Annotated in this window: 18 protein-coding genes and 1 pseudogene; 15 read left to right on the top strand and 4 right to left on the bottom strand. The window is 71.4% G+C overall.

The genetic code is table 11. The features are described from left to right. Positions 1-68 precede the first annotated feature (68 nt). Positions 69-4,235 (top strand): NACHT domain-containing protein, encoded by a 4,167-nt coding sequence (locus tag Asi02nite_RS10380; protein WP_203712084.1) that lies wholly within the window; start codon positions 69-71, stop codon positions 4,233-4,235. 15 nt (positions 4,236-4,250) lie between these two features. Here the strand turns inward: Asi02nite_RS10380 and Asi02nite_RS10375 are convergent, their stop codons facing one another. Next, on the bottom strand, positions 4,251-5,006 hold the full coding sequence (locus Asi02nite_RS10375; protein ID WP_203712083.1) for a methyltransferase: 756 nt from the start codon (positions 5,004-5,006) through the stop codon (positions 4,251-4,253). Between the two features lie 154 nt (positions 5,007-5,160). Here Asi02nite_RS10375 and Asi02nite_RS10370 point away from each other — a divergent pair, with 154 nt between their 5' ends. The 4 genes from Asi02nite_RS10370 to Asi02nite_RS10355 all read left to right on the top strand — a co-directional run bounded on the left by Asi02nite_RS10370 (position 5,161) and on the right by Asi02nite_RS10355 (position 8,228). After that, positions 5,161-6,939, top strand: a complete 1,779-nt coding sequence (locus Asi02nite_RS10370; RefSeq protein WP_239126619.1) for a CocE/NonD family hydrolase — start codon at positions 5,161-5,163, stop codon at positions 6,937-6,939. A gap of 151 nt (positions 6,940-7,090) precedes the next feature. Further along, positions 7,091-7,438 carry a hypothetical protein gene (locus tag Asi02nite_RS10365; RefSeq protein ID WP_203712081.1) on the top strand — a complete coding sequence of 116 codons (348 nt, stop codon included), beginning with the start codon at positions 7,091-7,093 and terminating at the stop codon, positions 7,436-7,438. Continuing rightward, the gene (locus Asi02nite_RS10360) at positions 7,375-7,824 is read left to right on the top strand and encodes a pentapeptide repeat-containing protein (RefSeq protein ID WP_203712080.1); all 450 of its coding nucleotides are present in this window, start codon (positions 7,375-7,377) and stop codon (positions 7,822-7,824) included. Before Asi02nite_RS10365 ends, Asi02nite_RS10360 begins: the two co-directional genes overlap by 64 nt. 179 nt (positions 7,825-8,003) lie before the next feature. Beyond that, complete coding sequence (locus Asi02nite_RS10355) at positions 8,004-8,228, top strand: tautomerase family protein (RefSeq protein WP_203712078.1); 225 nt, start codon at positions 8,004-8,006, stop codon at positions 8,226-8,228. On the opposite strand, the gene Asi02nite_RS10350 is transcribed toward Asi02nite_RS10355, so the two are convergent. Then, positions 8,225-8,998, bottom strand: a complete 774-nt coding sequence (locus Asi02nite_RS10350) for an IclR family transcriptional regulator (RefSeq protein ID WP_203712077.1) — start codon at positions 8,996-8,998, stop codon at positions 8,225-8,227. The two genes, Asi02nite_RS10355 and Asi02nite_RS10350, sit on opposite strands and share 4 nt — an antisense overlap. Positions 8,999-9,162: 164 nt before the next feature. Between Asi02nite_RS10350 and kduI the strand changes: the two genes are divergently transcribed. The 9 genes and pseudogenes from kduI to Asi02nite_RS10305 all read left to right on the top strand — a co-directional run bounded on the left by kduI (position 9,163) and on the right by Asi02nite_RS10305 (position 22,022). Beyond that, complete coding sequence (gene kduI / locus Asi02nite_RS10345) at positions 9,163-9,978, top strand: 5-dehydro-4-deoxy-D-glucuronate isomerase (RefSeq protein ID WP_203712075.1); 816 nt, start codon at positions 9,163-9,165, stop codon at positions 9,976-9,978. Then, complete coding sequence (gene kduD / locus Asi02nite_RS10340) at positions 9,975-10,733, top strand: 2-dehydro-3-deoxy-D-gluconate 5-dehydrogenase KduD (RefSeq protein ID WP_203712074.1); 759 nt, start codon at positions 9,975-9,977, stop codon at positions 10,731-10,733. The genes kduI and kduD overlap by 4 nt, the downstream gene beginning before the upstream one ends. A gap of 72 nt (positions 10,734-10,805) precedes the next feature. Further along, positions 10,806-11,897, top strand: a complete 1,092-nt coding sequence (locus Asi02nite_RS10335; RefSeq protein ID WP_203712073.1) for a sugar ABC transporter substrate-binding protein — start codon at positions 10,806-10,808, stop codon at positions 11,895-11,897. A 2-nt stretch (positions 11,898-11,899) separates the two neighbouring features. Beyond that, positions 11,900-12,895: an ABC transporter permease gene (locus tag Asi02nite_RS10330; RefSeq protein ID WP_203712072.1), complete on the top strand. Its 996-nt coding sequence runs from the start codon at positions 11,900-11,902 to the stop codon at positions 12,893-12,895. After that, complete coding sequence (locus tag Asi02nite_RS10325) at positions 12,892-14,409, top strand: sugar ABC transporter ATP-binding protein (protein WP_203712071.1); 1,518 nt, start codon at positions 12,892-12,894, stop codon at positions 14,407-14,409. The genes Asi02nite_RS10330 and Asi02nite_RS10325 overlap by 4 nt, the downstream gene beginning before the upstream one ends. Then, positions 14,406-15,362: an ABC transporter permease gene (locus tag Asi02nite_RS10320; protein ID WP_203712070.1), complete on the top strand. Its 957-nt coding sequence runs from the start codon at positions 14,406-14,408 to the stop codon at positions 15,360-15,362. The genes Asi02nite_RS10325 and Asi02nite_RS10320 overlap by 4 nt, the downstream gene beginning before the upstream one ends. Positions 15,363-15,374: 12 nt before the next feature. Then, a complete protein-coding gene (locus Asi02nite_RS10315; protein ID WP_203712069.1) occupies positions 15,375-16,856 on the top strand; it encodes an aldehyde dehydrogenase family protein in 1,482 nt (493 codons plus the stop codon). 139 nt (positions 16,857-16,995) lie between these two features. Further along, positions 16,996-21,252: a LamG-like jellyroll fold domain-containing protein gene (locus Asi02nite_RS10310; protein WP_203712067.1), complete on the top strand. Its 4,257-nt coding sequence runs from the start codon at positions 16,996-16,998 to the stop codon at positions 21,250-21,252. Between the two features lie 117 nt (positions 21,253-21,369). Then, positions 21,370-22,022: pseudogene (locus Asi02nite_RS10305) on the top strand (Type 1 glutamine amidotransferase-like domain-containing protein). Here Asi02nite_RS10305 and Asi02nite_RS10300 read toward each other — a convergent pair. Beyond that, entirely contained in the window at positions 21,961-22,947 is a 987-nt protein-coding gene (locus Asi02nite_RS10300) for an MFS transporter (RefSeq protein WP_239126618.1), read from the bottom strand. The pseudogene Asi02nite_RS10305 and the gene Asi02nite_RS10300 sit on opposite strands and share 62 nt — an antisense overlap. Before the next feature lie 112 nt (positions 22,948-23,059). On the opposite strand from Asi02nite_RS10300, the gene Asi02nite_RS10295 reads away from it, so the two are divergent. Next, a complete protein-coding gene (locus tag Asi02nite_RS10295; RefSeq protein WP_203712065.1) occupies positions 23,060-24,118 on the top strand; it encodes a hypothetical protein in 1,059 nt (352 codons plus the stop codon). Positions 24,119-24,132: 14 nt separating this feature from the next. Here the strand turns inward: Asi02nite_RS10295 and Asi02nite_RS10290 are convergent, their stop codons facing one another. Beyond that, a complete protein-coding gene (locus Asi02nite_RS10290) occupies positions 24,133-24,558 on the bottom strand; it encodes an iron chaperone (protein ID WP_203712063.1) in 426 nt (141 codons plus the stop codon). Positions 24,559-24,566 lie beyond the last annotated feature (8 nt).

Below are 24,566 nucleotides of genomic sequence, written 5' to 3'. Positions count from 1 at the left end.
GTGGCGTCCGGGCTGGTGCAATGACGTGACCGCAGTCCCTGGTGGAAGGTGTCGCGGATGAGACGGCCGTGGCCGGTCCCGCGGATGGCGGCGGCGATCCCCCGGGCTCCGGAACCGGCGCCGGAGCGGCGCGGGTCGTGACCGGCACCCCGCGACGACGGCGGCGGTTGCTGACCGCCGGCTCGGCCGCCCTCGCCCTCGCCGTCCTCGCGGTGTTGACCAACCTCGTGACCGGCGACGGCGTGCTGCCCGCCTCCTGGGACTGGACCACGGACCCGGTCGTACTCCTGCCCGCCTTCGGCCTGGCCCTCCTGCTCGTGGCCGGCCTCGCCATGCTCGACCAGGTCCTCGCGGGCGACGACCCGCCCGCCGCGGCGGACGCCGACAGCGTCGCGGCCCTGATGCGCGCCCAGGCCGCCGCGTCGGAGAGCTTCCCGTACCGGCTGCTCGGCTCCCACGGGCGTGTCCTCGCCGAGGTCTACGTGCGGCAGCAGATGGCCGACGCCGCGGCCGTCGGGCCGACGATGTCGGTCGAGTCCGCGATGGAGCAGCACCGCCACCTGCTCGTGAGCGGCGGTGCCGGCTGCGGCAAGTCGACGCTGGCCTTCCAGCTCACCGCGGACCTCGCCCGCGCGGTGCTCGACCCGACCGGACCCGCCGCCAACCTGGTGCCGGTCCGCGTCTCAGCCATGGCGCTGGCCGGCGGCCAGGCCGACACGTTCTGGCAGGCACTCCGGGACGCCGTCGTCAGCGAGGTCGGGCCGCTGCTCGACCGCCCGCTCGAGCCGGAGCTGTTCCAGCGGCCCTGGCAGGGCGTGCCGTGGCTGCTGATCGTCGACGGCATCGACGAGGTGGTCGACGGTGCCCGCCGCGAAGGGCTGCTCTCGGTGTTGCGCGAGCGGGCGACCGGCGACGGACTGCGGCTGCTCGTCACCACCCGTCCGCTGCCCTCCGACGAGCTGGCCCGGCTCGACGAGCCGGCGGGCTTCGGCCGGTACGAGATCGCCCTGTTCAACCGCGACCAGCGGCAGACGTTCGCGCACGCCTGGTTCGGTGAGCCGGCCGAGGCCACCGAGTTCCTGCGCCAGTCCGACCAGAGCGGGCTCAGCGAGCTGATGGCGGTGCCGTTGCTGGCCACCGTCGCGGCCGTGGTGTTCGAGGACCACCCGGCCCGTGGCCTGCCGCACAGCCGGTACGAGCTCTACGAGCGGTACTTCGGGCTCATGTACGAGTCCCGGGCCGCCAGCGCGCTGGACGGTCTCACCGAGCGGCTGCGCGGCTGGCCGGACGGCGCGGCGCTGGCGCGGTGGCTGGCCGACCACCGGCTCGCCCTCGTCGACCACCTGGCCGAGGCGGCGCTGCGCGGCGCCGGGCTGTCGGCCGCGGCGGCGGAGTGGATCCGCCAGGCGGGCCGCCGTCCGGACCCGGCCCCACCGGACTGGCAGCTGATCATCGCGAGCGTGGCGACCAGCACCGGGCTGCTCGCCCACGTCGGCACGGACCTCAAGTTCGTGCACCACACGTTCGCGGAGCACCGGGTCGCGAGCAGCCGGGCGCGGAGCCTGCCCGCCGAGTTCGACGCCGACCACGAGCTGTGGGCCTACTACGTCACGGCGGCCCGCCGCTTCCCGACCGGCGAGGCCCTGGCCGTGCTGGCCCACCACGCCTTCCAGCACGGCTCCACGGCCGCGCTGCTCGACTGGCTCGCCGGCGGCGACGAGGACAGCCAGATGCTCGCGGCCCGGCTGCTCGCGGAAGGGGTTCCCGCCGAACCGCGGCAGTTCGCGCGCTTCGCCGAGGCGCTGCGGTTCTGGACCAGCCGCACCCGCCGGGCGTCGCACACCGCCGACCGGGCCCTCGCCGCCGTGCGGCTCGCGGCGAGCCTGCCCGTGCAGCCCGACGTGGTCGACGTGCTCCAGGAGGTGGCGAGCGACAGCACGGCGGACGCCGAGCTGCGGCTGGGTGCGGCCGAGGCGTTGGTCTCGTACCGCACGTCCTCCGCGGTCGGTGCCCAGGCGCTGCACGCCATCGCGGGCGACCCGGGAGTCAGGGCGCGGCAGCGGCTGCAGGCCGCGGAGGCGCTGCTCGACCTCGGCCTGGTCGGGCAGCGCAGCGCGATCGAGGTGCTCGGCCCGCTGAGCGACGACAAGCGCCTGAGCGGGTACGAGACGGCGACGGTACGGGCGCTCCATGCCCGGGCCGGCCGTGTGCTGCCCGACCCGCCGCGGCCGACGACCCCGGAGCCGCCCGCCGCGGGACCGGCGGCGACCCGGCCGCCCGTCGACGACGCGCCGCGGCCACGGCTCCGGCGCGTGCCGAGCTGGGACGCCGTGGTCCACCGGCTGTTGCGCGTCGTCGTCCACCTCGACCTGTGGCGCTTCGACGACGCGTGGCTCGCCGCACGCGGCCTGACCCGTGTGCCCCGCGGCCGGCCGGCGGCCGAAACCCGACCCCGGTCGCCACGGCGGCGTCCGCCCGAACCCGCGCCCCGCCCCGACACCCCGGCCGAGGTGCTCGCCCGGTGCGAGGCGATGGCGGCCGTTCGCCCGCTCCCGCCCGGCGGCGTGGAGCTGCTCCGCCCCCTGCTCGACGCACCGGACATCACCGGGGACCTGCTGGTGCGCGCCGTGCGTACGCTGGCCACCTCCCGGGAGACCCGCTACGTCCAGGTCCGGGTCAACCGGCTGATCGCCAACCGTCGGCTGAGCACGGCCGACGCGCTCGAGGCGCTGAAGGACCAGGCCCCCCGCTTCGACGACATCACCCTGAAGCTCTTCGACGAGTACGTGAACCGGTCCGCCAACTTCGCCACCGGCGCCGCACCGTCGACCATCGCGCTGTTCGCCGCGCAGGGCCCGGCCTTCCGGGGCCGGGCCGGCGACCGCCTTCGCCTCGTCCTCCGCTGGGGCGTCGCGCCGAACCTCCAGGTGCACGCCTTCCGACTGCTGGAGAGCTTCACACCGGAACAGGTCCCATCGGCGCGTACGGCGCTCGCCCGGCTGATCGGATCGGGCGCGGTGTCGCCCGTCGCCCTGACCCAGGAGTTCCTGCGGGCGGACACGGCGGACGAGGCGGTCACCGTCCTGACCGAAGCCGCGGGACCCGACTTCGGCGTCTGCCCCCGCGAGTGGATCGCGGCCGCGCAGCTCGTCGCCACGAGCCTCGGGGGTGACCGCGACCGGGCCGCCGGCCTGCTGCACGGGATGGCGACCGGGGCCGCGCCGGCCGACGACCGGACGAGTGCCGCCCAGGCCCTCCTCGAACTCGGGGAAGCCGGCTACGCGCAGGGCGTGGCCGACCTGCGCCGGATCGTCGCGGAACCCGCCGTCCCCGCCGCCGAGCGCGTGGTCGCCGCCCGGGCCCTGGCGCAGCTCGGACCCGACCACGGGCCGGTGCTCGCCGCCGCTCTGCGCGCCGCGCTGCGGGAGGCGAGCGGCACCGCCCAGCGGCTGGCCCTGGCGCGCGACCTCGCCGCCGCCGACCCACACTCCCGGCCGGCCGCTCTCGACGTCGTCTCCGCCGTCGTCGACGACGACAGCCTGCCGCTGCCGAGCCGCCGCGAGGCGATCCGGGCACTGGCGCAGCTCGGCCCGGCCGCCCGCCGGACAGCCCTGGGCCGTACCGCCGATCTGATCTCCACCGACACCCTCCGCCTGCGTGACCGCCTCGATCTGGCCCGGGAGGTCTCGCTCTGGGCACTCGACTTCCAGGGCGTGGCGCAGGACGCGGTCGAGGCGCTGTGCTACCGCCTGACCGGCTTCGACGCCCTGCAGGCGGCCCGCGAGCTCGTCCAACTCGGTGAGAGCGACGAGGAGCGGCGCACGAAGGTCCTGGTCCAGGTCGCGCAGGCGCAGACGGAGATCGGGACGAGCGCGCTCGCGGCCCGCGAGCTGGCCCGCTTCTCGTCCATGCGCGCCGCCGGCGTCCGGACCCTCGCCACGATCGCCGAGAAGGCCGCCGAGCGGCAGCTCTCCGTCACGCTGTTCTACGAGATCGCCTCCCTGGGAGAGACGGACGTCGCGGTGGCCGGCCTCGCCCGGGTGGCCCTGGACCGCACGACCCGCCCCGCCACGCGCGACGAGGCGGCCCGCCTGCTGCTGATGCTCGACCCGTGCCGGTCCGCGGCGGCCCGCACGGCGCTGCACGCCCTGGTCGCCGACCCCACCCTCACCGCCGGCGGGTCGGAGTGGCTGACCGAAGCGGCGGACTACTTCGCCGACCGCCGCGCGCGGTGATGGCTGGGCTGACCCTTACAGCAGATGGGGTACGAGCGCCCGGCGGTCGGCCGGGTAGTCGGGGAACCGCTCGCGGTACCAGGCGTGGTGGTCGATCGCCCGCGGCACCAGGTTGGCGGCGGTGTAGACGGCGAACGCGAGGCCGGCCGGCGACCAGGTCGCCAGCGCCCAGCCACACCACTGCGCGATCTCGCCGCTGTAGTTGGGGCTGCTCACCCAGCGGAAGGCACCGCCGTACGGGATGCGGTAGCCGGTCTCGCCCGGCGCGCGGAGCCGGCGCAGCGTGCGGTCGGACCGGGCGTGCACGGCCAGCCCGGCGAAGAAGAGCACCGCGCCCGCGAGGAAGCGCGGATCGGTGAGCCAGCTGTCGGCGTACCCGCCGATCTCGGCCACCCACCAGGCGTTGACGGTGGCGTTGAGCACGTTGAACGCCATCGCGAGGGCCACGACCAGCACCGGCATCCGGCTGCCGGGCCGCATCAGCAGCGGGTAGACGAAGGCCCGGTACACGTAGTGGCACAGCCACATGGCCAGCAGCACCAGCGCGACGAGGTCGGTGCGGTGGGCCCCGGCGAGGAACACCGCGACGAAGACCAGGACCGCCGGCGACTCCATCACGACCCAGCCGACGCGGGCGGACACCGTCGGGCCCCAGCCGACCCGCTGGTAGCGACCGTACGGCGCCTTTATCCACAAGAGAGCGACAACGGTCACGACGGCGAGCCCGAACTCCACCGCGACCAGCCCGCCGTACCACCCGATGCCGCCCATGGCATCGAAGTCTACGAACGACACCGGCCCTGGCGGCAGAGGTCACGGCGAGATAACTGTGGGATACATATGAGCCAATGATCATTAGCATCAATGTCCGACCGGGCGAACTCGTCCGGAGTTAGGTGGAGGTTGGATGACCGTTCGGAGGAGGATGGCTTTGCCCGCCGCGGCGGCGGGCGCGCTGGCCATCATCGCGAGCCTCACCACGGGCCTACCCTCGGCGGCGCAGGCCGCCCCGACGACCGCGACCGGCGTCACCCACGAGGAGAACCCGCGGGTTCCCGAAGGGGCGGCGTGGACGGAGGCGTACTTCCCGTCGTCGGACGGCAGCGGCGTCGAGTTGCACGCCGACGTCCTGCGCCCGGCGCACCTGTCCGCGCGTACGCGAACGCCCGTGATCCTGTCCGTCGGCCCCTACTTCTCGCACGCGGGGGAGACCTCGCCCGGGGGGTTCGACCAGGTCGGGCCGTCGGGACGCTTCAACGACCTGATCGAGGGCGCCGGTCTCATGGAGCGTGGCTACACGTTCGTGATGGTCGACCTGCGCGGCTTCGGCGGCAGCACGGGCTGCCTGGACTTCCTCGGGCCCGGCGAGCAGGCCGACATCAAGGCGGCCGTCGAATGGGCCGCGCGCCAGCCGTGGTCGACGGGCAAGGTCGGCATGTACGGCAAGTCGTACGACGCCAACACCGGGCTGGCGGCCAACGTGCTGCGGCTGAAGCCGTTGAAGGCGATCGTCGCCCAGGAGCCGACGTGGAACAGGTACAACTACCTGTTCAGCAACGGTGTGCCGCGGTCCAACGCGACGAGCAGCCCGCGCAGCTACTACTCGATCGCGACGATGCCGCAGCTCACGGGCGACAGCGCGCGCTACCTGGCGAACGCGGACTACGAGAAGAGCCACCCCGAGTGCCAGATCAACAACAGCACGGACACCCAGGACCCTGACCCGAACTCGGCGTTCTGGCGCGCCCGCGACTTCGCGTCCCGCGCCGCCGGCTCGCGTACACCCCTGTTCGTCACGTCGGGCTTCATCGAGGACAACACGAAGCCCGAGGACATGCAGCAGTACCTGGCCAACCACCGCGGCGAGGAGCGCGGGTGGCTGGGCCAGTGGGAGCACGTCCGCGGCAACGAGACCGACAGCGAGGGCCGGCTCAAGATGGGCCGGGCGGGCTGGTTCGACGAGGTGATGCGCTTCTACGACGAGCACCTGCGCGGCATCCGGCCGTCGGTCGAGGACCCGGCGTTCTCGATCGAGGACAGCCTCGGCAACTGGCGCGCACAGCCGACATGGCCGGTGACGCACGACACGTACACGGCGCGGTTGTCGCGCGGCTCCTATGTGGACGACGGTGGCCAGGCCGCCCCGGCGGCTCTGGAGCGGACGACGGCGGCGGGCTGGGACATCGAGAATGCGCCGGTCGCCGGACCCACGGCGGTGCTGAACGCGGACGCGCCCGGCAACAGCTACTGGACGTTCTCGACGCCGGCGTCCGCGCAGGTGCGGCTCACGGGCACGCCGGACGTGTCGCTCAGGACGAGGGGCGACGGCAACGTCTGGGTACGGCTGTGGGACGTCGCCCCGGACGGCACGTCGACGATGTTCAACGAGATGGTGGCGGCCCTGGACGACGACGGCTCGACGTCGTTCCCGCTGAAGGCGAACGACTGGACCTTCGAGCAGGGCCACCGGTTGGGTGTCCAGATAGGAACGATCATCTCCCGCGGCTGGCGGCCGGTGCCGTCGGGCCAGACAGTCACCGTTCACGACGCGCGGTTGGGCATGGAGGTGCAGGACCCGCGCTTCGACCGGCCGACGCAGGGTGACCGCTCGCCGTACCTGGACAGGTATATCGCGGCGAACACGCTGACGCTCGAGACGATCGGCGCACCGACGTTCCCGCTGCGCGTGTCGAAGAAGCACTGACGAAACGCCCGGAGGCCGCACCGCCCATCGCCGGTGCGGCCTCCACGGGGCTTGCTCAGGTCGATACGGTGGGCTCAGTGGGAGAGGAGACGCGTCCTTGGCTGCTCGCCGGCGTGCCGTGGGTGCCGGACTCGCCGTCCTCGGCGCGGTCGTGCTCATCGCCGTGCTCCCGGGATGGCTTCTCTCGGTCGATGTCGGCGCGGCCAAGGTCGCGGCCATGTCCCCGGTCGAGCGGGCGTCGAGCATCAACGCGATCCGCGGGCAGTTCCTCCAGGCGCTGGCGGCCGCGGCCGTGCTGTCCGGCGCGGTCCTGGCGTGGCGGCAGTTGCAGCAGTCGGCGGCGGCCACCCGTGAGCAGTTGACGGTGCAGCGTGAGGGTCAGCTGACAGACCGGTACACGAAAGCCGTCGAACAGCTGGCCAATGACGACCCACGGTGCGGATCGGCGGCATCTACGCACTCGATCGCATCGCCCGCGAGTCGGCTGAGGACCGCCTGAGCATCGTCAACGTTCTTGCCGCCTACGTGCGGTCGACCTCGCCGTGGCCGCCTCCCGACGAGCACCCGTCGTCCGTCGATACGCCGCTGCGGGTACGCAGACCCGACGCCCAGGCGGCGCTGACTGTGCTGTGCCGCTGGAACATCGCCGGCCTCAACCCTTCGGAGTGGTTGACCGCCGACCTCAGTGGAACCGATCTGCGGCAGGGAAACATGTCGGGTGGGGTGCTGTGGCACATCCGGTTCACAGGCGCCAACCTGGCCGGCGCGAACCTGCGCGACGCGGACCTGCGGGGCACCGACTTCACGGACGCGGTGCTCGATGACGCGGACCTCACAGGGTCGACCGCGGACGAGACCACGTGGTGGCCACAACCCGGTCCATAGCCTAGCCGTCACCGCGTGCGGGCCTCGTTCATTGCACCTGATTGGAGCAACAGGCCGAATCGATGTCAAGGATGTGAACGCGACCCTCCCCTCGATTGCGGGTCCACGGCCCTCACGGTAGCGTGCGTTCACGTTGGTGAACTCAGGTCCATAGTCTGGATGTACGGGAGAGGGGCGCCATGCCTAACATCACCGTTGAGCTGCTCGCGGGTCGGTCCCTGGAGCAGCGGCGGGCCTTCGCCCAGGCCGTGACCGCGCACGCGGTCGAGATCCTCGGTGCCCGCCCCCAGGACGTCCGGATGGTGTTCAACGAGATCACCCCGGACATCGTGGCCAACGGCGGCGTGCTCGCCAGCGAGGACCCGAGCCGCGCCGGCGTGGTGGCGGCGTTCGAGAAGAGCTAACGCATCGCCGACAGGCGGGCCTTCACGCTCAGCAGGGTCTCGATGATGAAGTCCTCGCGACCCTGGTCGAGGCGGCTGACCGGGACCGCGACGCTCACCGCGTCCTGCGAGCGGTGCGAGAAGGGCAGCGCGACGCCGAAGCAGCGGACGCCCAGGCAGGACTCCTCGCTCTCCTCCGCGTAGCCGAGCTGGCCGGCCTTGTCGATGATCGCCAGCAACGCGTCCCGGTCGGTGATCGTCTGCGTGGTGACCGGCTTGATCTGGTGGGGGATGAGCGGGTCGCGGACGTCCTCGGGCAGCTCGGCGAGCATCGCCCGGCCGAGCGCCGTCATGTACGCGGGCAGGCGGCGCCCGACGGCCGAGTACATCCGCAACGGGTGCTTGGATTCGCGCTTGGCGGTGTAGATGATCTCGGCACCCTCGAGGCGGCCCAGGTGCACGGTCTCCTCGGTGGCCGCCGCGATCTCGTCCATCACGGACCGGGCGCGCGACAGCACCGGGTCACCGTCCAGATAGGCGGAGCTGACCGTCAGCGTGTGCACGCCGAGCCGGTAGACGCTGCCGGTCTGGTCGGTGTCCAGCCAGCCGCGGGCGCACATGGTGCGCAGGAGCGCGTGCAGGCTGCTCTTGGGGATGCCGAGGCGGGTGGCCAGTTGCAGCTGGGTGCCGGGGCCGTTCGCGGCGATGTCGTCCAGGAGGTCGAGGACGCGCGCGGCCGACTTGACCTGCGAGGTGGCGGAGCCGCCGTTGGCCGTCTTGTCCGTGTCCACCCAGACCTCCTCATCGACGATGACGCGCCTCAAGCATGCCACCAGACTCAACCACAGTTCACATAGAGGGACCAACTTCAAGCTCTTGACCTGTGATCGGAGCCATAGGTATCGTTCGGCTCGGTTCACGTAGCTGAACGCGGTTCACAAACGAGGAGCGAGTGTTGATCGAAGTTAGGTACTCCGCATCGCCGTCAGAGGTCGAGACGGCGACGAATGCCGACCTGCGAAAGAACTTCCTCGTGGAGCAGTTGTTCCGCACCGGCGAGGTCCGGGGTGTCTACACCCACGACGACCGGCTGATCGTCGGCGCGGCGGTTCCCGGCACCGATCAGCTCGAGCTGCCGGCCTGGGACGTGCTCGGCGCGCCGTCCCACCTGACCCGCCGCGAGCTCGGCGTCGTCAACGTGGGCCAGCCGGGCCACGTGCTGGTCAACAACGAGAAGTTCGAGCTGCGCCACCTCGACGGACTCTTCGTCGGCCGTGGCAACGAGGTCACCTTCGCCGGCCCCGACGCCGCGTTCTACTTCGTCAGCGCTCCGGCGCACGCGACCTACCCGACGACCCTGCTCAGCCACGCGTCGATCGAGCCGGTCCGGCTCGGCACCCCGCAGGGTGCCAACGAACGTAGCCTCTACCGGTACGCGTGGGGCCAGGAGCTCCAGACCGCGGTGCTGCAGTTCGGCGTCACCGTCATCGCCGACGGCTCGGTGTGGAACACGCTCCCGCCGCACCTGCACGACCGGCGCACCGAGGTCTACCTCTACGTCGACCTCGACGAGAAGGAGCGCGTCTTCCACCTCATGGGCCGGCCCGGCGCCGCCCGCCACCTGGTCGTGCGTAACCGCGAGGCGGTCATCTCGCCGCCGTGGTCGATCCATTCGGGTGTCGGCACCGGCTCGTACGCCTTCATCTGGGCGATGGGCGGCGAGAACAACGACTACACCGACCTGACCCCGGTGGCGCTGGAGGAGCTGTGACCCGCTCGCCGTTCGACCTGCACGGCCGCTGCGCCGTCGTCACCGGCGCCGGCCGTGGCCTCGGACAGGGCATCGCGCTCGGGCTCGCCCGGGCCGGCGCCGATCTGGTCCTGGTCGGCCGGTCGGGCAGCCAGACGGAGACCCGCGACCAGGTGGCCGACCTCGGCCGCGACGTCGAGATCGTCGACCTCGACGTCAGCGACCACGAGGCCGTCGGACGGGTCGCGGCCGAGGTGACCGGCAGCCGTCAGGTGGACATCCTGGTCAACAACGCCGGCATCATCGACCGCGCGGACGCCCTAGACGTGACCCGGCAGGCCTGGCACCGGGTGGTGGACGTCAACCTGAACGGCCTGTTCTTCCTCTGCCAGGAGTTCGGCCGCCCGATGGCCGCGCGCGGCCACGGCAAGATCGTCAGCGTCGCCAGCCTGCTCTCCTTCCAGGGCGGCATCCGTGTCGCGGCCTACACCGCCAGCAAGCACGGCGTCGCCGGCATCACCAAGGCCCTGGCCAACGAGTGGGGTCCGCTCGGCGTGCAGGTCAACGCCATCGCGCCCGGCTACATGGCCACCGACAACACCACCGCGCTGCGGGCCGACCCCGACCGGTCCCGGGCGATCCTCGCGCGCATCCCGGCCGGTCGCTGGGGGGACGCCGCCGATGTCGCCGGCGCGGCCGTCTTCCTGAGCTCCGCCGCCGCCGACTACGTCAACGGCCACGTCCTGGTCGTCGACGGAGGGTGGATGGCCCGCTGACCCCGGCCTCCACCGCAGCAAGCCAGCACCAAGACCGCACCGTCCCCGGCAACGAGAAATCGAGGATTGATCATGAATATCGTCCTTCGTCCCGCCGCCGTCATCATGAGCCTGTCCTTAGCCGCTGCCGTCCTCTCCGGCTGCAGCGAGCAGGCCGCCGGAGGCAACGACACCGCCGCCGGCGGCGAGGCCGCCTGCGAGCCGTCCGCCGTCCGGCTGGTGGGGCAGGTCCGCAACGAGTCGAACCCGTACGAGGCCTCGTGGCTCGCCGGTGGCGACGCCTTCGCCAAGTCCGTCGGTCTCACCCAGGAGCGCCTCACCTACGACGGTGACTCCACCAAGCAGCAGGAGCAGATCAGCCAGATCCTCGCCGGCGACACCAAGTGCCTGGTCATGAACGTGCTCCCCAACGGCGACTCGGACACCGCGCCGATCGTCAAGGGTGCCGACCAGGCCGGGGCGTACCTGGTCACGCAGTGGAACAAGCCGGCCGACCTGAAGCCGGCCGACTACAAGACCTGGCTCAGCCACATCACCTACAACGGCGTCGAGTCGGGCCAGCAGATCGGTGACGCGCTCGCCACCGCGATCGGCGGCTCGGGCGGCATCATCGCGCTGCAGGGTGTGCTCGACACCGCGGCGGCCAAGGACCGGTTCGCCGGCCTGCAGAAGTCGCTCGAGAAGAACACCGGCGTCAAGCTCCTCGACCAGCAGGCGGCCAACTTCTCGCGGGCCGAGGCGCTCACCGTCACCAAGACGCTGCTGACCAAGCACGGCGACAAGGTCAAGGGCATCTGGGCGGCCAACGACGACATGGCGCTGGGCGCTCTCGAGGCGCTGCAGCAGGCGGGTCTCGCCGGCAAGGTGGCGGTCGTGGGCATCGACGCCGTCCCGGACGCCGTCACCGCCGTGAAGAACGGCACGATGACCGCCACCGTCTCCAGCGACGGCTCGTGGCAGGGCGGCGTCGGCCTGGCGATCGGCTTCTGCGCCGCCACCGGCAAGCTCAAGGTGGAGGAGATCGCCAAGGACAACCGGGCGTTCTTCGCCGAGCAGTTCCTCATCACCAAGGACAACGCCGGCGAGTTCGCCGCGCCGAAGACGAACCCGGCCGACTTCGAGTGCGGCAACGTCTTCAACCGTGTGGCCGGGCCCCTGACGTGACCATGACGTCCGAGGTCGTCAACGCGCCTCGCCGCCAGTCCCGGCGAGGCGCGTCGTTTCGAGATGCTGGCCCACCGGTCGCGCTGATCGTCGTCTTCCTGGTCTTCGCGGCCCTGAGCCCGCAGTTCCGCAGCCTCGACAACGTCGCGAACATCGTGGACGCCGCCGCCGTGCTCGCCGTCGTCACCTGCGGAATCACGTTCGTGCTGATGATGGGGTCGATCGACCTGTCGGCCGCCGGCGTGATGGGCGCTTCCGCGCTGACCGTCTCGCTGCTGGTGGCCAACAATCGCAACGACAACGACTTCGGGCTGCTCGGCATCGCGGTCGCCGTCCTGCTGGGCTGCGCGTTCGGCTGCCTGAGCGGGCTCGCCCTGGTGCTGCTGAAGGTGCCCTCGTTCATGGCGACGCTGGGGATGTCGGCCGTCGGGCTCGGCGTCGCGACCCTGATGTTCGCCGGCGTGCAGCCCAACATCTCCGACACCATGGTCAAGGGGCTGGCGATCGAGCGGTTCCTCGGGCTCTCGTACCTCACCTGGATCGCCGCCGGGTGTGTCCTGGTCGGCTGGCTCGTCCAGCGCTACACCCGGCTGGGTCGCTACGCCTTCGCCATCGGCGGCGCCGAGGAGGTGCTCGCGCTCTCGGGCGTCAAGGTGAAGCCGTACAAGGTCGCGGTCTTCACCCTCGCCGGCGCCTTCTACGGGCTGGCCGGCGTGATGGTGACCAGCCAACTCGGCGCCGGCCTCGTCCAGGCCGGCGACGGGTACGACTTCTCGGCCATCACCGCCGCCGTCGTCGGCGGCACCCTGCTGACCGGGGGTCGCGGCGGCATCGGGCACTCCGCCGTCGGCGTCCTGCTCGTCATGGTCCTCACCAACGGTCTCGTCCAGGTCGGGGTCAGTCCGTACTGGCAGGGCGGCGTCGAGGGTCTCATCGTGGTGGCCGCGGTCGCCGCCGCCGTCATCCCGCAACGTCGACGGAACCAGGTGGTCAAATGAGCGTCCCGGCATTGGAGGTACGCGGCCTCGTCAAGCACTACCCCGGGGTGAAGGCCCTCGACGGGGTCGACCTGGTCGTACGGCGCAACGAGGTGCTCGGTCTGGCGGGGGAGAACGGCGCCGGCAAGTCCACATTGCTCAAAGCGCTGGTCGGCCTGGTCGCCCCGGACGCCGGCTCGATACACGTCCGCGGCGAGCCTGTCCGGCTGCGCAGCGTCGTGGACGCCGCCGACCACGGCATCGGGATGGTGTTCCAGGAACAGTCGCTGGTGCCCAACCTGACCGCCGCGGAGAACATCGTGCTCGGCAGCGAGGGGCCCGCCGTCCGCCGGGGCGTCTACCGCTGGGAGGTCATGCGCCGCCTGGCCCAGGAGCAGCTCGACAAGATCGGCTCGCGGATCGACCCGCTCGCCCGTACCGACTCGCTCTCCTTCGCCGACCGGCAGATGGTCGAGATCGCGAAGGTGCTGCGCATCGAGGAGCGTACCCAGCATCCGCCGGTCGTCATCCTGGACGAGCCGACCTCGGTCCTGGAGCCGAAGGAGATCGACACGCTGTTCGCGCAGATCCGCCGGCTGCGCGAGTTCGCCACGGTCATCTTCGTCTCGCACCGGCTCGACGAGGTGCTCGACGTCTGCGACCGGGTGACCGTGCTGCGCGGCGGCCGGTCGGTCGGCGAGGTCGCCACGGCCGGCGCGGTCCCACGCGAGCTGCACCGGATGATGATCGGTTCCACCGGATCCGACGACCACTACCACGAGAACGCCGCCACCACGGTCGTCTCCGAAGAGCCCCGGCTGTCCGTACGCGGGCTGTCGGGCGCGACGTTCCGGGACATCAGCTTCGACGTCGCGCGCGGCGAGATCGTGGCGATCGTCGGCGTGCACGGCTCCGGTCGCGAGGACGTCTGCCGCGCGCTGTTCGGCGCCGAACCGACGACCGCCGGCGAGATCCGGATGGACGGCCGGACGATCGAGCTGCCCAGCACCCGGGCCGCCTGCGCCGCCGGCATCGGCTACGTGCCGGCCGAACGCAAGATCGAGGGCATGGTCGGGCCGATGTCGGTGGCCGAGAACATGACCCTGGCCAAGCAGCGGGCCCGCCTCGCGGGACCGTTCGTGGCACCCAGGAAGCAGGCCACGCTGGTCGACTCGTGGATCCGCCGGCTCTCCATCCGGACCCCGGGCCGGGACACCCCGATCCAGCGGCTGTCCGGCGGCAACCAGCAGAAGGTGATCCTGGCCCGCTGGCTGGTGGCCGGCGACGTCCGGCTGCTCCTGCTGGACCATCCGACGCGCGGCCTGGACATCGGCGCCCGCTCGGAGGTGTACCGGCTGATGCGCGAGCTCGCCGCGACCGGCGTCGCCACCGTGCTCCTGGGCGACAGCCTCGAGGAGGCCATCGGCATGGCCGACCGCATCCTGGTCATGACCGACGGCCGGGTCGCCACCGAGGTCGCCTGCCCCAACGGCGGCAAGCCGAGCCCTCTGGACCTCGTGAAAGAGATGGTATGAGCACCGCAGTCGCCATGAAGCCGGTCCACCGGCTCACCGGGTTCATGCCGCTCATCGCCCTGGTGGCGCTGGTCGCCGCCCTGACCGTCGCGGACCCGGACTTCCTGACGCAGCGCAGCCTGATCGCGGTGGCACGGACCGCCGCCCCGCTCATCGTGCTGGCCGCGGGGGCGACGCTGGTCGTGCTCTGCGGCGGCATCGACCTGTCCATCGCGGCGCTGGCCTCGCTGTCGACCGTCTTCCTGGCCCTGTGGCTGCCGGAACTCGGCGGCCTCGCCACACCGGCCGTGATCCTGGTCGCGGCGGCGATCGGCGCGGCGCAGGGCGCCGCGCACGTGCTGCTGCGGATTCCGTCGTTCATCGTCACCCTGGGCGGCATGGCCATCCTGTCCGCGGTCGCCCTCGTGATCTCGGGCGCCGGCACGGTACGGGTCGTCGACGACTCGACGATCCACTGGCTCGACCTCTATCTCGCCGGCTACGTGCCGATGTCCGCCGCCATGGCGGTCCTCGTCGTCGCCCTGATCGCCGTGGTCCTGACGGTGACCCCGCTGCGGAGCTGGATCGCGGCCACCGGCTACTCCGAGTCGGCCGCGCGGCTCGCCGGCACACCGGTCGACCTGGTCAAGATCGGTGCGTTCTGCGTCTCCGGTGGCTGCGCCGGGCTCGCCGCGGTCATGCTGGTGTCGCGGCAGTTCAGCGGCGGCCCCACGATGGCCGACAATCTGCTCCTGCCGGCGGTCGCGGCGATCGTGGTCGGCGGCACCGCCATCACCGGCGGCCACGGCAGCGTGTGGCGCAGCTTCGCCGGCGCGCTCGTCGTGACGCTCCTGCGGGTGGGCCTGCCGATCGTCGGCGTGCCCTCCGCGTACGAGCAGATCCTGTACGGCGCGATCATCGTCGTCGCGGTCGCGCTCACCCTCGACCGTGCGAAAGTCTCGACCGTCAAATAAAGGAAGGCCACCATGAATCTCCTGCCCGCCGTCCGCTCGTTCCTGTCGTCGCCCAAGCAGCTGCTCATCGACGGTGAGTGGGTGGACGCGAAGGACGGGCGGACCTTCGCCACCGTCAACCCGTCGACCGAGGAGGACCTGGTCCAGGTCGCGTACGCGTCGAGCGTCGACGTGGACCGGGCGGTCGTGGCGGCGCGCGCGGCGTTCGAGTCCGGCTCGCCCTGGTCGAGGATGACCCCGCGCGACCGCTCGCACCTGCTCTGGCGCATCGGCGACCTGATCGAGGCCCACGCCGACGAGCTCGCCCAGCTCGAGGCCCTCGACAACGGCAAGCGCGTCGAGGCGGCCCGGGACGGCGACATCGCCACCGCCGCGGAGCTCTTCCGCTACTTCGCCGGCTGGGCGACCAAGATGGAGGGCACCACCATCCCGATGTCGGTGCCGGGTCGCGAGTTCCACGCCTACACGCGCCGCGAGCCGATCGGCGTCGTCGCCGGCATCGTGCCGTGGAACTTCCCGCTGCTGATGGCCTGCTTCAAGATCATCCCGGCGATCACCGCGGGCAACACCGTGATCCTCAAGCCGGCCGAGCAGACGCCGCTGACCGCGCTGCGCCTCGGCGAGCTGCTGCTCGAGGCCGGCGTGCCGGCCGGCGTCGTGAACGTGCTGCCCGGCTTCGGCGACACCGGGGCCGCGCTGGTCGCGCACCACGGTGTCGACAAGGTGGCCTTCACCGGCAGCACCGAGGTCGGCAAGAAGATCGCCGCGGCGGCCGCCGGCAACCTGAAGAAGGTCTCCCTCGAGCTCGGCGGCAAGGCTCCCAACATCATCTTCGCCGACGCGGACATCGATGCGGCCATCGCCGGCGCGGTGCTGGGCGGCTACTTCAACGAGGGGCAGTGCTGCGTCAACGGCTCGCGCCTGTACGTGCAGCGCGGCGTCTTCGACCGGGTCGTCGAGGGGGTCGCCGCCGCGGCGGCCGCGATCACGGTGGGCGACGGCTTCGACCCCGCCGCGCAGATGGGTCCGCTGGTGTCACAGGAGCAGCACGAGAAGGTGCTGGGCTACATCCGCGGTGCCGTCCGCGACGGCGCCGTGCTGACGGCGGGCAGCGCCGACCGGGTCGGTGACCGTGGCTACTTCGTGCAGCCGACGCTGATCACCGGCGTCGACGAGCGGATGGCGGTGCAGACCGACGAGATCTTCGGCCCCGTCGTGACCGCGATCCCGTTCGACACCGAGGACGAGGTCGTCGCGGCCGCGAACAACACGGTGTACGGCCTCGCCGCGGGTGTCTGGTCGACCGACATCGGCACGGCCCACCGCGTCGGCGCCCGCCTGCGGGCCGGAACGGTGTGGCTCAACACGTGGCACGCCGACGACGTCACGCTGCCGCGTGGTGGCTTCAAGCAGTCGGGCTGGGGCCGCGAACTCGGCTCGTTCGGCCTGGACGACTACACCGAGCTCAAGACGGTCATCGCCGAGCTGCGCTGAGTTCACATATGAGAACCTACGGCATGGAAGTTCAGGTATATAGACAGAGTTCTTGACGATGAGTTCGTGGTTGTCATACCTTCGGGCCGGTGGCAGTGACCGTCCTCACTGTCACGTCAGCCGAACCTCGAGGGGACCCATGATGAAAGTGCCCCGCAGGTCTGCCCACGCCCTCCTCGCCCTGATCCTCGTCGTCGTCGCGTCGGCGGTCCCGGCCGTGGCCAACGCCGCCGCCCGGGCCGCCGCGGTCGACGACGGCCGGCTCAACGTCCTGCTGTTCTACAAGCCCAACTTCCACGCCTCGAACGTGCAGGCGCGGCAGGCGGTGCGCGACCTGGCCACCCAGCTCGGCACCCAGTACAACCAGCCGGTGGAGATCCAGGAGACCGACGACCCCGCGGTCTTCAACACCGCGAACCTCGCCGCCCGGGACACCGTGGTCTTCGCGCAGACCGGTGGCGTGCTGTTCAACGCGGCACAGCGCAGCGCGCTGGAGTCCTACATCCGCGGTGGCGGCGGCTTCATGGGCCTGCACTACACCGGCTGGTCGGTCGGCGAGAGCGAGCACGACGTCAACCCGTTCTACGCCCGCCTCGTCGGCGCCGCCTCCGAGGGACACCCGGAGGACCCCGGCGTCCGGCCGGGCCGGGTCTTCGTCCGGGACACCGCCCACCCGCTCACCCAGGGCGTGACGGCGTCGCTCACCCGCAGCGACGAGTGGTACGACTGGGTGGTCAACCCGGCGCCGTACGTGCGGACCCTGATCGAGGCCGACGAGGCGTCGTACGGCGGCGGCCGGCAGGGCACGTCGCACCCGGTCACCTGGTGCCAGAAGATCGACTCCGGGCGGTCCTGGTACACCTCGATGGGCCACGAGGGCACCGCCTACGCCGAGTCCTACATGCGGGCCCAGATGAAGAACGGTCTCGCGTACGCCGCCGGTCTGCTGCCCGCCGACTGCTCACCGCCCGTGAAGGACCGCGCCGGCGCCTGGAGCGGTGTCACGCCGTGGCCGCTGGTGCCGATCAACATGTCGCTCACCTCCGACGGCAAGGTGCAGTCGTTCGGCAGCGTCGGGGGCTGGAGCAACGACACCACGCCGTACGACTGGACCGGCAACAGCTCGGTCACCCAGGGCGGCCAGATGGAGGTCGACGTCTGGGACCCGGCCCAGCCGCGCAACCTGACCAACCTCCGCGCGGGCATCCTGCCGAACACCACGTACACCGACCTGTTCTGTGCCATGCAGGTCCAGAACCCGCACGACCACTCGACGATGACGGTCGGCGGTGACGACGGACTCGGCGGCAACAGCCCCAACGACGCCGCCATCGGCGTCACCAGCTACACCACCAACAACGGGCTGCAGACCAAGGCGCCCATGAACTACCCCCGGTGGTACCCGACCGGCACCACCATGCCCAACGGCGACATCGTCGTGCAGGGCGGCAGCCTCCGCGGCGGCCCGGGCGGCCCCGGTGTGCTCACCCCGGAGATCTACACGCCCCAGTCCGGCTCGGGCTGGAAGACGCTCACCGGCGCCCGCAGCCCGGCCGCGTACGGCGACGGCGGTGCCGACCACGCCGGTCAGGACGAGAACCGCTGGTGGTACCCCCGGGCGTTCGTGGCCCCGGGCAGCGGGACCCTGTTCAACATCACCGGCACCCAGATGTACGAGCTGAACCCCGCGGGCAACAGCGGCACCGGACAGGTCACGTTGCGGGGCACGCTGCCCGCCGCGATCGCCAACCAGGGCGCGAACGGCAACCCGGTCGGCGCCACCTCCACGGCCACCATGTACCGCCCCGGCAAGATCCTGCAGGTCGGCGGCGGCTGGTGGGCCAACGGCGGCGGCCCCGACGGCGCGCGCGCCGGCTTCACCGTGGACATCACCGGCGGCACGGCCAGCCCGGTCGTCACGGCGACCCGGCCGATGAAGTACCAGCGCCACTGGGCGACCTCGACGGTGCTGCCCGACGGCGACGTGCTCGTCACCGGTGGCGGCCGCGAGAACAACGGCAACGGCGGGTACGTCACGAACGCCGAGATCTGGGATCCCGACTCCGGGAACTGGACCGAGGTCGCCGTGCCGTACGAGCATGCCCGGCTCTATCACTCCGCGGCGCTGCTCCTGCCCGACGGTCGCGTCATGATGGGCGGCGGCGGCACGCCCGGCCCGCGCAACTACACGGACGTCGAGTACTACTCCCCGGCGTACCTGTTCAACGGCGACCAGCCCGCCCCGCGCCCGGTGATCAACACCGCGCCGGCCACCATCGGCTACAACGGCAGCTTCGGCATCACCGCCTCCGGCACCGTCTCGCGGGTCACGCTGGTCCGCAACGGCTCGGTGACCCACGGCTTCAACAACGACCAGAACTTCCAGGACCTGGCGTTCAGCCAGTCCGGCGGCACGGTCACCGTCAACGCGCCGGTCAACGGCACGTACGCGCCTCCCGGGTCGTACATGCTGTTCGTCTGGGACGCGGCCGGCACGCCGTCGGTCGCGAAGATCGTGAAGGTCGACCCGGCGGTCAAGCTGAGCCAGCTCAACCCGCGGGTCGTCGACCAGTTCGAGTACCCGCGCCTGCCCGCGGAGTGGCGCACCGCCAACCCGCCGGCCACCGTCGACGTCCCCGCCGGCAACACCCGGATGTCGCCGTGGACGGTCGACAGCCAGGTCCAGCTCGTCCGCGGCACCGTTTCCGGTCAGGGTGGCCTCGGGCTCACCGGATACCAGCTCAGCCTGGGCAACGCGGGCAACATCAGACGCACGCTCAGCTCGCTGACGCCCGGGACCACCTATCGGGTGTCCTTGCGCTACGCACGTGACAGCCGGGTCTCCGGAACCGGTTCGGCGAGCGCCAGCCTGACGGTCGGCAACCTGAACGCCACCATCACCGCGCCGACGAGCCTGCCCTCGACGGCCAACTACGGCACGTACGTCGGCACGTTCACGGCGGCGACGGCCACGCAGACGCTCACCCTGCGGGGTCCGGGCACGGGCGCCGGTCTGATGATCGACGACCTGGTGGTCGTGGGCGACGATCCGCCGCCGACACCCGTCGGTGTCCCGGTCCGCTACGAGTTCGAGGAGGGCCAGGGCACCTCGGCCGCCAACACCGGTGGCTCTGGTGGGCCGGGCGCCGCGATCCTGACCGGCACCACGGGCTGGTCCACCAACGGTGTCATCGGCAAGGCGGTCAACCTGCCGGGCGGCAGCACCGCCAACGCGGTGGACCTGCCGGACAACCTGCTGCAGAACGCGGCGAACTTCACGACCGGGTTCTGGGTGCGTCCCGACACCAAGAGCAACTGGACCGGCCTGTTCCACATCGGCGACGGGCTCGGCTCGGCCGGAAGCTACTTCCAGATCCAGATGCAGACCCAGGCGTCCGGGAGCACCGGCCTGGCCGCGACCTTCAAGGCCAAGACCGGCCCCGAGGAAAGGGTGTACGCCAGCCCGGCCCAGGACGTCGTCGCCAACCAGTGGAACCACGTGGCGTTCACGCGCCAAGGCTCGATCGGCACGCTTTATCTCAACGGCGTGGCGATCGCGAGCCGGGCCGACCTGACGGTCGACATGACCGCCGTCGGCCCGACGGCCAACAACTGGCTGGGCCGCAACGGATACCCCGACGCCGCGTTCGACGGTCTGATCGACGACGTACGGGTGTACACGTCCACATTGACCGCGCCGGAGGTGGCGGCGATGTTCAACGAGGGTAACGCCGTGCGTTACACCTTCGACGAGAACACCGGCACCTCGGCCGGGAACTCGGGCACCAGGACGTCTCTCGGTGCGGCGACGCTGCCGGCCACCGTGTCCTGGGCCGCCGGCCGGATCGGCAGCGCGGTGAACCTGCCGGGCGGCGCCGCGACCTCGGGCAACGAGGTCCGGCTGCCCAACAACATCCAATCCGGACTGACCAACCAGTTCACCGTGTCCTTCTGGGCTCGTCCGGACACGCTGCCGAACTGGGTGCCGCTGCTGCAGATCGGCAGCAGCACCGACACGTTCTTCCTGCTCCAGTCGGCCACGAACAGCGGGACCACCGGGTTCGGGGCCACCTTCAAGGCCGCGGGAGTGCCGGCGCAGGAGCGGCTCACCCTCGGGGCAGGCCGGGACCTGCCGCTCGGCCAGTGGACCCACGTGGTGTTCACGATGAGCGGCTCGACGGCGAAGATCTACTTCAACGGGGTCCTGCAGGCCACCCGCTCCGATTTCCCGATCGGCATCGGCAACGTGGGCGTGGGCGGAGCCACCACGGCCAACTTCCTCGGTGGGACGAGTTGGGGAGACCCGCGGTTCGACGGGCTGCTCGACGACTTCCGCCTGTACGGCTACGAGCTCAGCGCCGAGCACGTGACGCAGCTGTACGCGGGTCGCCGCTAGCCGACGATCGACGTGGGCCCCGGACATCCGGGGCCCACCTCGGTGGGTGCCACCGGGTCGACACCCATCCGTCCACGCTATTCTGCCTGGTCTCGGCATCCAGTTCCGGAGGCGCCCGTGAAGCTCCTGCTCACCTCGGGTGGCATCACGAATGCCAGCATCCGCGCGGCGCTCGTGCGGTTGCTCGGCAAGCCGATCGGCGACGCGAACGCGCTGTGCGTTCCGACGGCGGAGTACGGACATCCCATGTGCACGCCCGCCTCGGCCTGGCGTTTCGTCGCCGGCCGGAGCCCGTCGCCCATGTGCGACCTGGGATGGAAGTCGGTGGGCCTGCTGGAGCTCACCGCACTGCCGACCATCGGCGCGGACCGGTGGATCCCGTGGGTCCGGGAGGCCGACGTGCTCCTGGTCGACGGCGGCGACGCGACGTACCTCTGCCATTGGATGCGCGAGTCAGGTCTGGCCGCCTGGATTCGCTGCCCGACATGGTCTGGGTCGGTGTGAGCGCGGGAAGCATGGTGATGACACCCCGGATCGGCGCGGACTTCGTCCAGTGGCCGGGCGCGCCGGGCGACGGCACCCTGGGGGTGGTCGACTTCTCGATCTTCCCGCACCTGGACGCCTTCCCGGACAACACCCTCGCGGACGCGCAGCGGTGGGCGGCCGACCTCGGTGTGCCGGCCTACGCGATCGACGAGCAGACGGCCATCACGGTCGTCGACGGCTCCGTCGAGGTGGTCTCGGAAGGTCGCTGGACGAAACTCGGGTGAGGCTCGGACCTCGGGCCAGGACGTAGACGAAGAGGATCGCCATGACGGCGACCCCGGCCCACATGGCCTGTTGCCAGCCGTCCACGAACGACTCCTGGGCGGCCCGGACGAGGGCGGTCGCCTGGCCGCCGGCGCTGCCCGCGGCGTCGATGGCGTTGGCGATGCCCTCGCGGGCGGTGTCGGCGGTGTCGCCGGGGACCGTGTCGAGGCGCGGGTCGATGGCGTGGCGGTAGCCGGCGGTCAGGACCGCGCCGAGCAGGGCCACGCCGAGGGCGGTGCCGAACTCGCGGGTGACGTTGTTGAGCGCGGACGCGACGCCTTGACGTTCGCGGGGCAGGGCGGAGGTGATGGCTTCGGTGGCGGGGGTCTGCGTCAGGCCCATGCCGAGTCCCATGGCGAGCATGCCGGGCAGGATCGCCGGGTAGCCGCCGTCGACGGAGACGAGGACCGCCATCAGGGCCAGGCCGGCGCCGCCGAGCAGGATCCCGGCCGCCATCGTGGCGCGGGCCCCGGCGAGGGCGGCCACGCGGGGGGCGAGTCCGGAGGCCAGCAGCAGCATCATCGTCGCCGCCATGGGCATGAGCGCGAGGGTGGAGCGCAGTCCGGACCAGCCGAGGACGGCCTGGAAGTACGGGAACAGGACGACGAAGATCCCGGCCTGGACACCGAACAGGGTCAGCAGCGCCAGCGAGCCGACGGCGAGGCGCCGGTCGCGGAACAGCCGCACGTCGAGCAGGGGTGCCGCCCGGCGCAGTTCCCAGGCCACGAACCCGGCGGCGGCGACGACGCCGACGAGCAGGCCGGCCTGGACGACAGGTGAGGTCCAGCCGTGGATCGGACCTTTGTGCAGCACGGAGATGAGCGCGACCACGGCGACCACCGACGTCGCGGAGCCGACGAGGTCGAAGCGGTGAAGCGCCGTCACGCCGCGCGAAGGCCATCGCCGTCATGCTCGACGGCCTCGTCACCCCGGAAGGCGGCGATCGGTGACGGCGGCCGGGCCTGCGCCGCGGCCGTGGCATAGGCCAGAATGCCCTGTGTCATACGATCTTGCGGTCTGGGAGGGTGACCGGCCGGCGAACGACGGTGCCGCGGCGGCGGAGTTCCGGCGGCTGTGCGACCGCTACCTGGGGTCTGTCACGCCTGTCGAGCCCACCGCGCGGATCTGCGCGTACCTGGCCGCATTGCTCGATCGCTTCCCGGACATCGACACCGAGGCCGGCGAGGACAGCCCCTGGTCGACCGGCCCGCTGCTGGGCGAGGCCCGCGGGCCACTGCTGTATGTCCCCATGGTGCTGGGTTGGGCCGACGAGGTCTCGGCGTGGGCCGCTCAACTCGCCGGCCTCCACGGTCTGAACTGCTACGACCCGCAGATCAACCGACTGCGTCTGCCGGTCGGGTCGCCGGAGCCCGTGCCCGACAGGCGCGCGGTGCGGGATGCCGCCGTGCGGCGGCTGACCAGCTCGATGCTGAGTCGTGGATGGAAGACGACGCGACCGTCCCGCACCGATCCGGCCTTCGCTCAGCCTCAGCCGGGCGGCCTGGTGTTCTCCGTCAGCCTGAACCCGTCGATCGGTTCCCGGGGCACCACCTTCAACCCCGTCGTCGGGGCCGGTCACCTGGAGTTGGGCCGGCTCTTCGAGGGGTTCCTGGGCCTTCGGCCGCGGGACGGGCTGGCGGCTGCTGTCGGGACGGCCGCCGGGCTGCAGGATCTGCTGTACGCCGACGGCATCTCTCTCGCGTCGTTGACCCGATGTGTGATCCACTCGGAGGACGAGGTGGACGCGGGCAGCGACCTCCTGCTCCAGGACCTCGACAGCTACGGGATGCCGTTCCTTGAACAGTTCACCGGGCTCGGTGATGTGATCACCTGGACGTACGCCAACCGGGGTTACCAGGCCCGGGACGGCGTCCTGGCCGTCGCCTGCGCTCTGGACGGCCGGGAGGCGGAAGCCGTCGCGGTGATCGAGGACTACGCCGCGTACGGCGCGGACCAGGTGGGCGGGATGCTCGAGCAGACAACCCGATTCGTGCGACGCTTCGTCGACCACTTCACCATCGGCGCCGACGCCCGGCGGCGACTGCCAGGTGCCTGACCGATCCACCAGGGTCAGTGCCGGTCGGCGTCGATGTCCCGCCGGTGGTTGCGGACGAGGGTCTCGATCAGCGTGTCCGGCAGCGGATTGTCCAATGTGAACTTGATCGAGTGCTCGGTGGTCTCGTAGCCCGCGAGCTTGTCCGTGTGTTCCTCGATCGCCCAAGAGGACGGCATGAAGCTCATGTGCTTCTTGGACGCCGTGAAATAGACCAGAGCCCGCTTCTTGTATTTCAGGGCCGGCATGCCGTAGTAAATAGCTTCTTCGGCCTCGGGCACGAGTTTCTTGACCAGCGCGCGGATCCGCTCGAGTTCCGCTCGCCGCGCTGGATCGACGTCACTGAGATACTCGTCAATGGTCTTCGGCTTGCTACCCATGGCGCGCACATTACCCGCGAACCGCGCGTCAAGGGGCTGCGGAAACGGCGCGGAGAGCTGCACAATCCCGG

The organism is Asanoa siamensis (assembly GCF_016862555.1).
GTDB classification, from domain to species: Bacteria; Actinomycetota; Actinomycetes; order Mycobacteriales; family Micromonosporaceae; genus Asanoa; species Asanoa siamensis.
Note: the sequence above shows the minus strand (reverse complement) of the source record. Positions and strands in the feature narration are given on the sequence as shown.

What these genes read in the sequence shown, in the direction of transcription:
- Asi02nite_RS10355 (WP_203712078.1), top strand. Translation starts at nt 8,004, where the DNA reads ATGCCTAACATCACCGTTGAGCTGCTCGCGGGTCGGTCCCTGGAGCAG.
- Asi02nite_RS10335 (WP_203712073.1), top strand. Translation starts at nt 10,806, where the DNA reads ATGAATATCGTCCTTCGTCCCGCCGCCGTCATCATGAGCCTGTCCTTA.
- Asi02nite_RS10370 (WP_239126619.1), top strand. Translation starts at nt 5,161, where the DNA reads ATGGCTTTGCCCGCCGCGGCGGCGGGCGCGCTGGCCATCATCGCGAGC.
- Asi02nite_RS10330 (WP_203712072.1), top strand. Translation starts at nt 11,900, where the DNA reads ATGACGTCCGAGGTCGTCAACGCGCCTCGCCGCCAGTCCCGGCGAGGC.
- Asi02nite_RS10375 (WP_203712083.1), bottom strand. Translation starts at nt 5,006, where the DNA reads ATGGGCGGCATCGGGTGGTACGGCGGGCTGGTCGCGGTGGAGTTCGGG.
- Asi02nite_RS10325 (WP_203712071.1), top strand. Translation starts at nt 12,892, where the DNA reads ATGAGCGTCCCGGCATTGGAGGTACGCGGCCTCGTCAAGCACTACCCC.
- Asi02nite_RS10310 (WP_203712067.1), top strand. Translation starts at nt 16,996, where the DNA reads ATGATGAAAGTGCCCCGCAGGTCTGCCCACGCCCTCCTCGCCCTGATC.
- Asi02nite_RS10315 (WP_203712069.1), top strand. Translation starts at nt 15,375, where the DNA reads ATGAATCTCCTGCCCGCCGTCCGCTCGTTCCTGTCGTCGCCCAAGCAG.
- Asi02nite_RS10320 (WP_203712070.1), top strand. Translation starts at nt 14,406, where the DNA reads ATGAGCACCGCAGTCGCCATGAAGCCGGTCCACCGGCTCACCGGGTTC.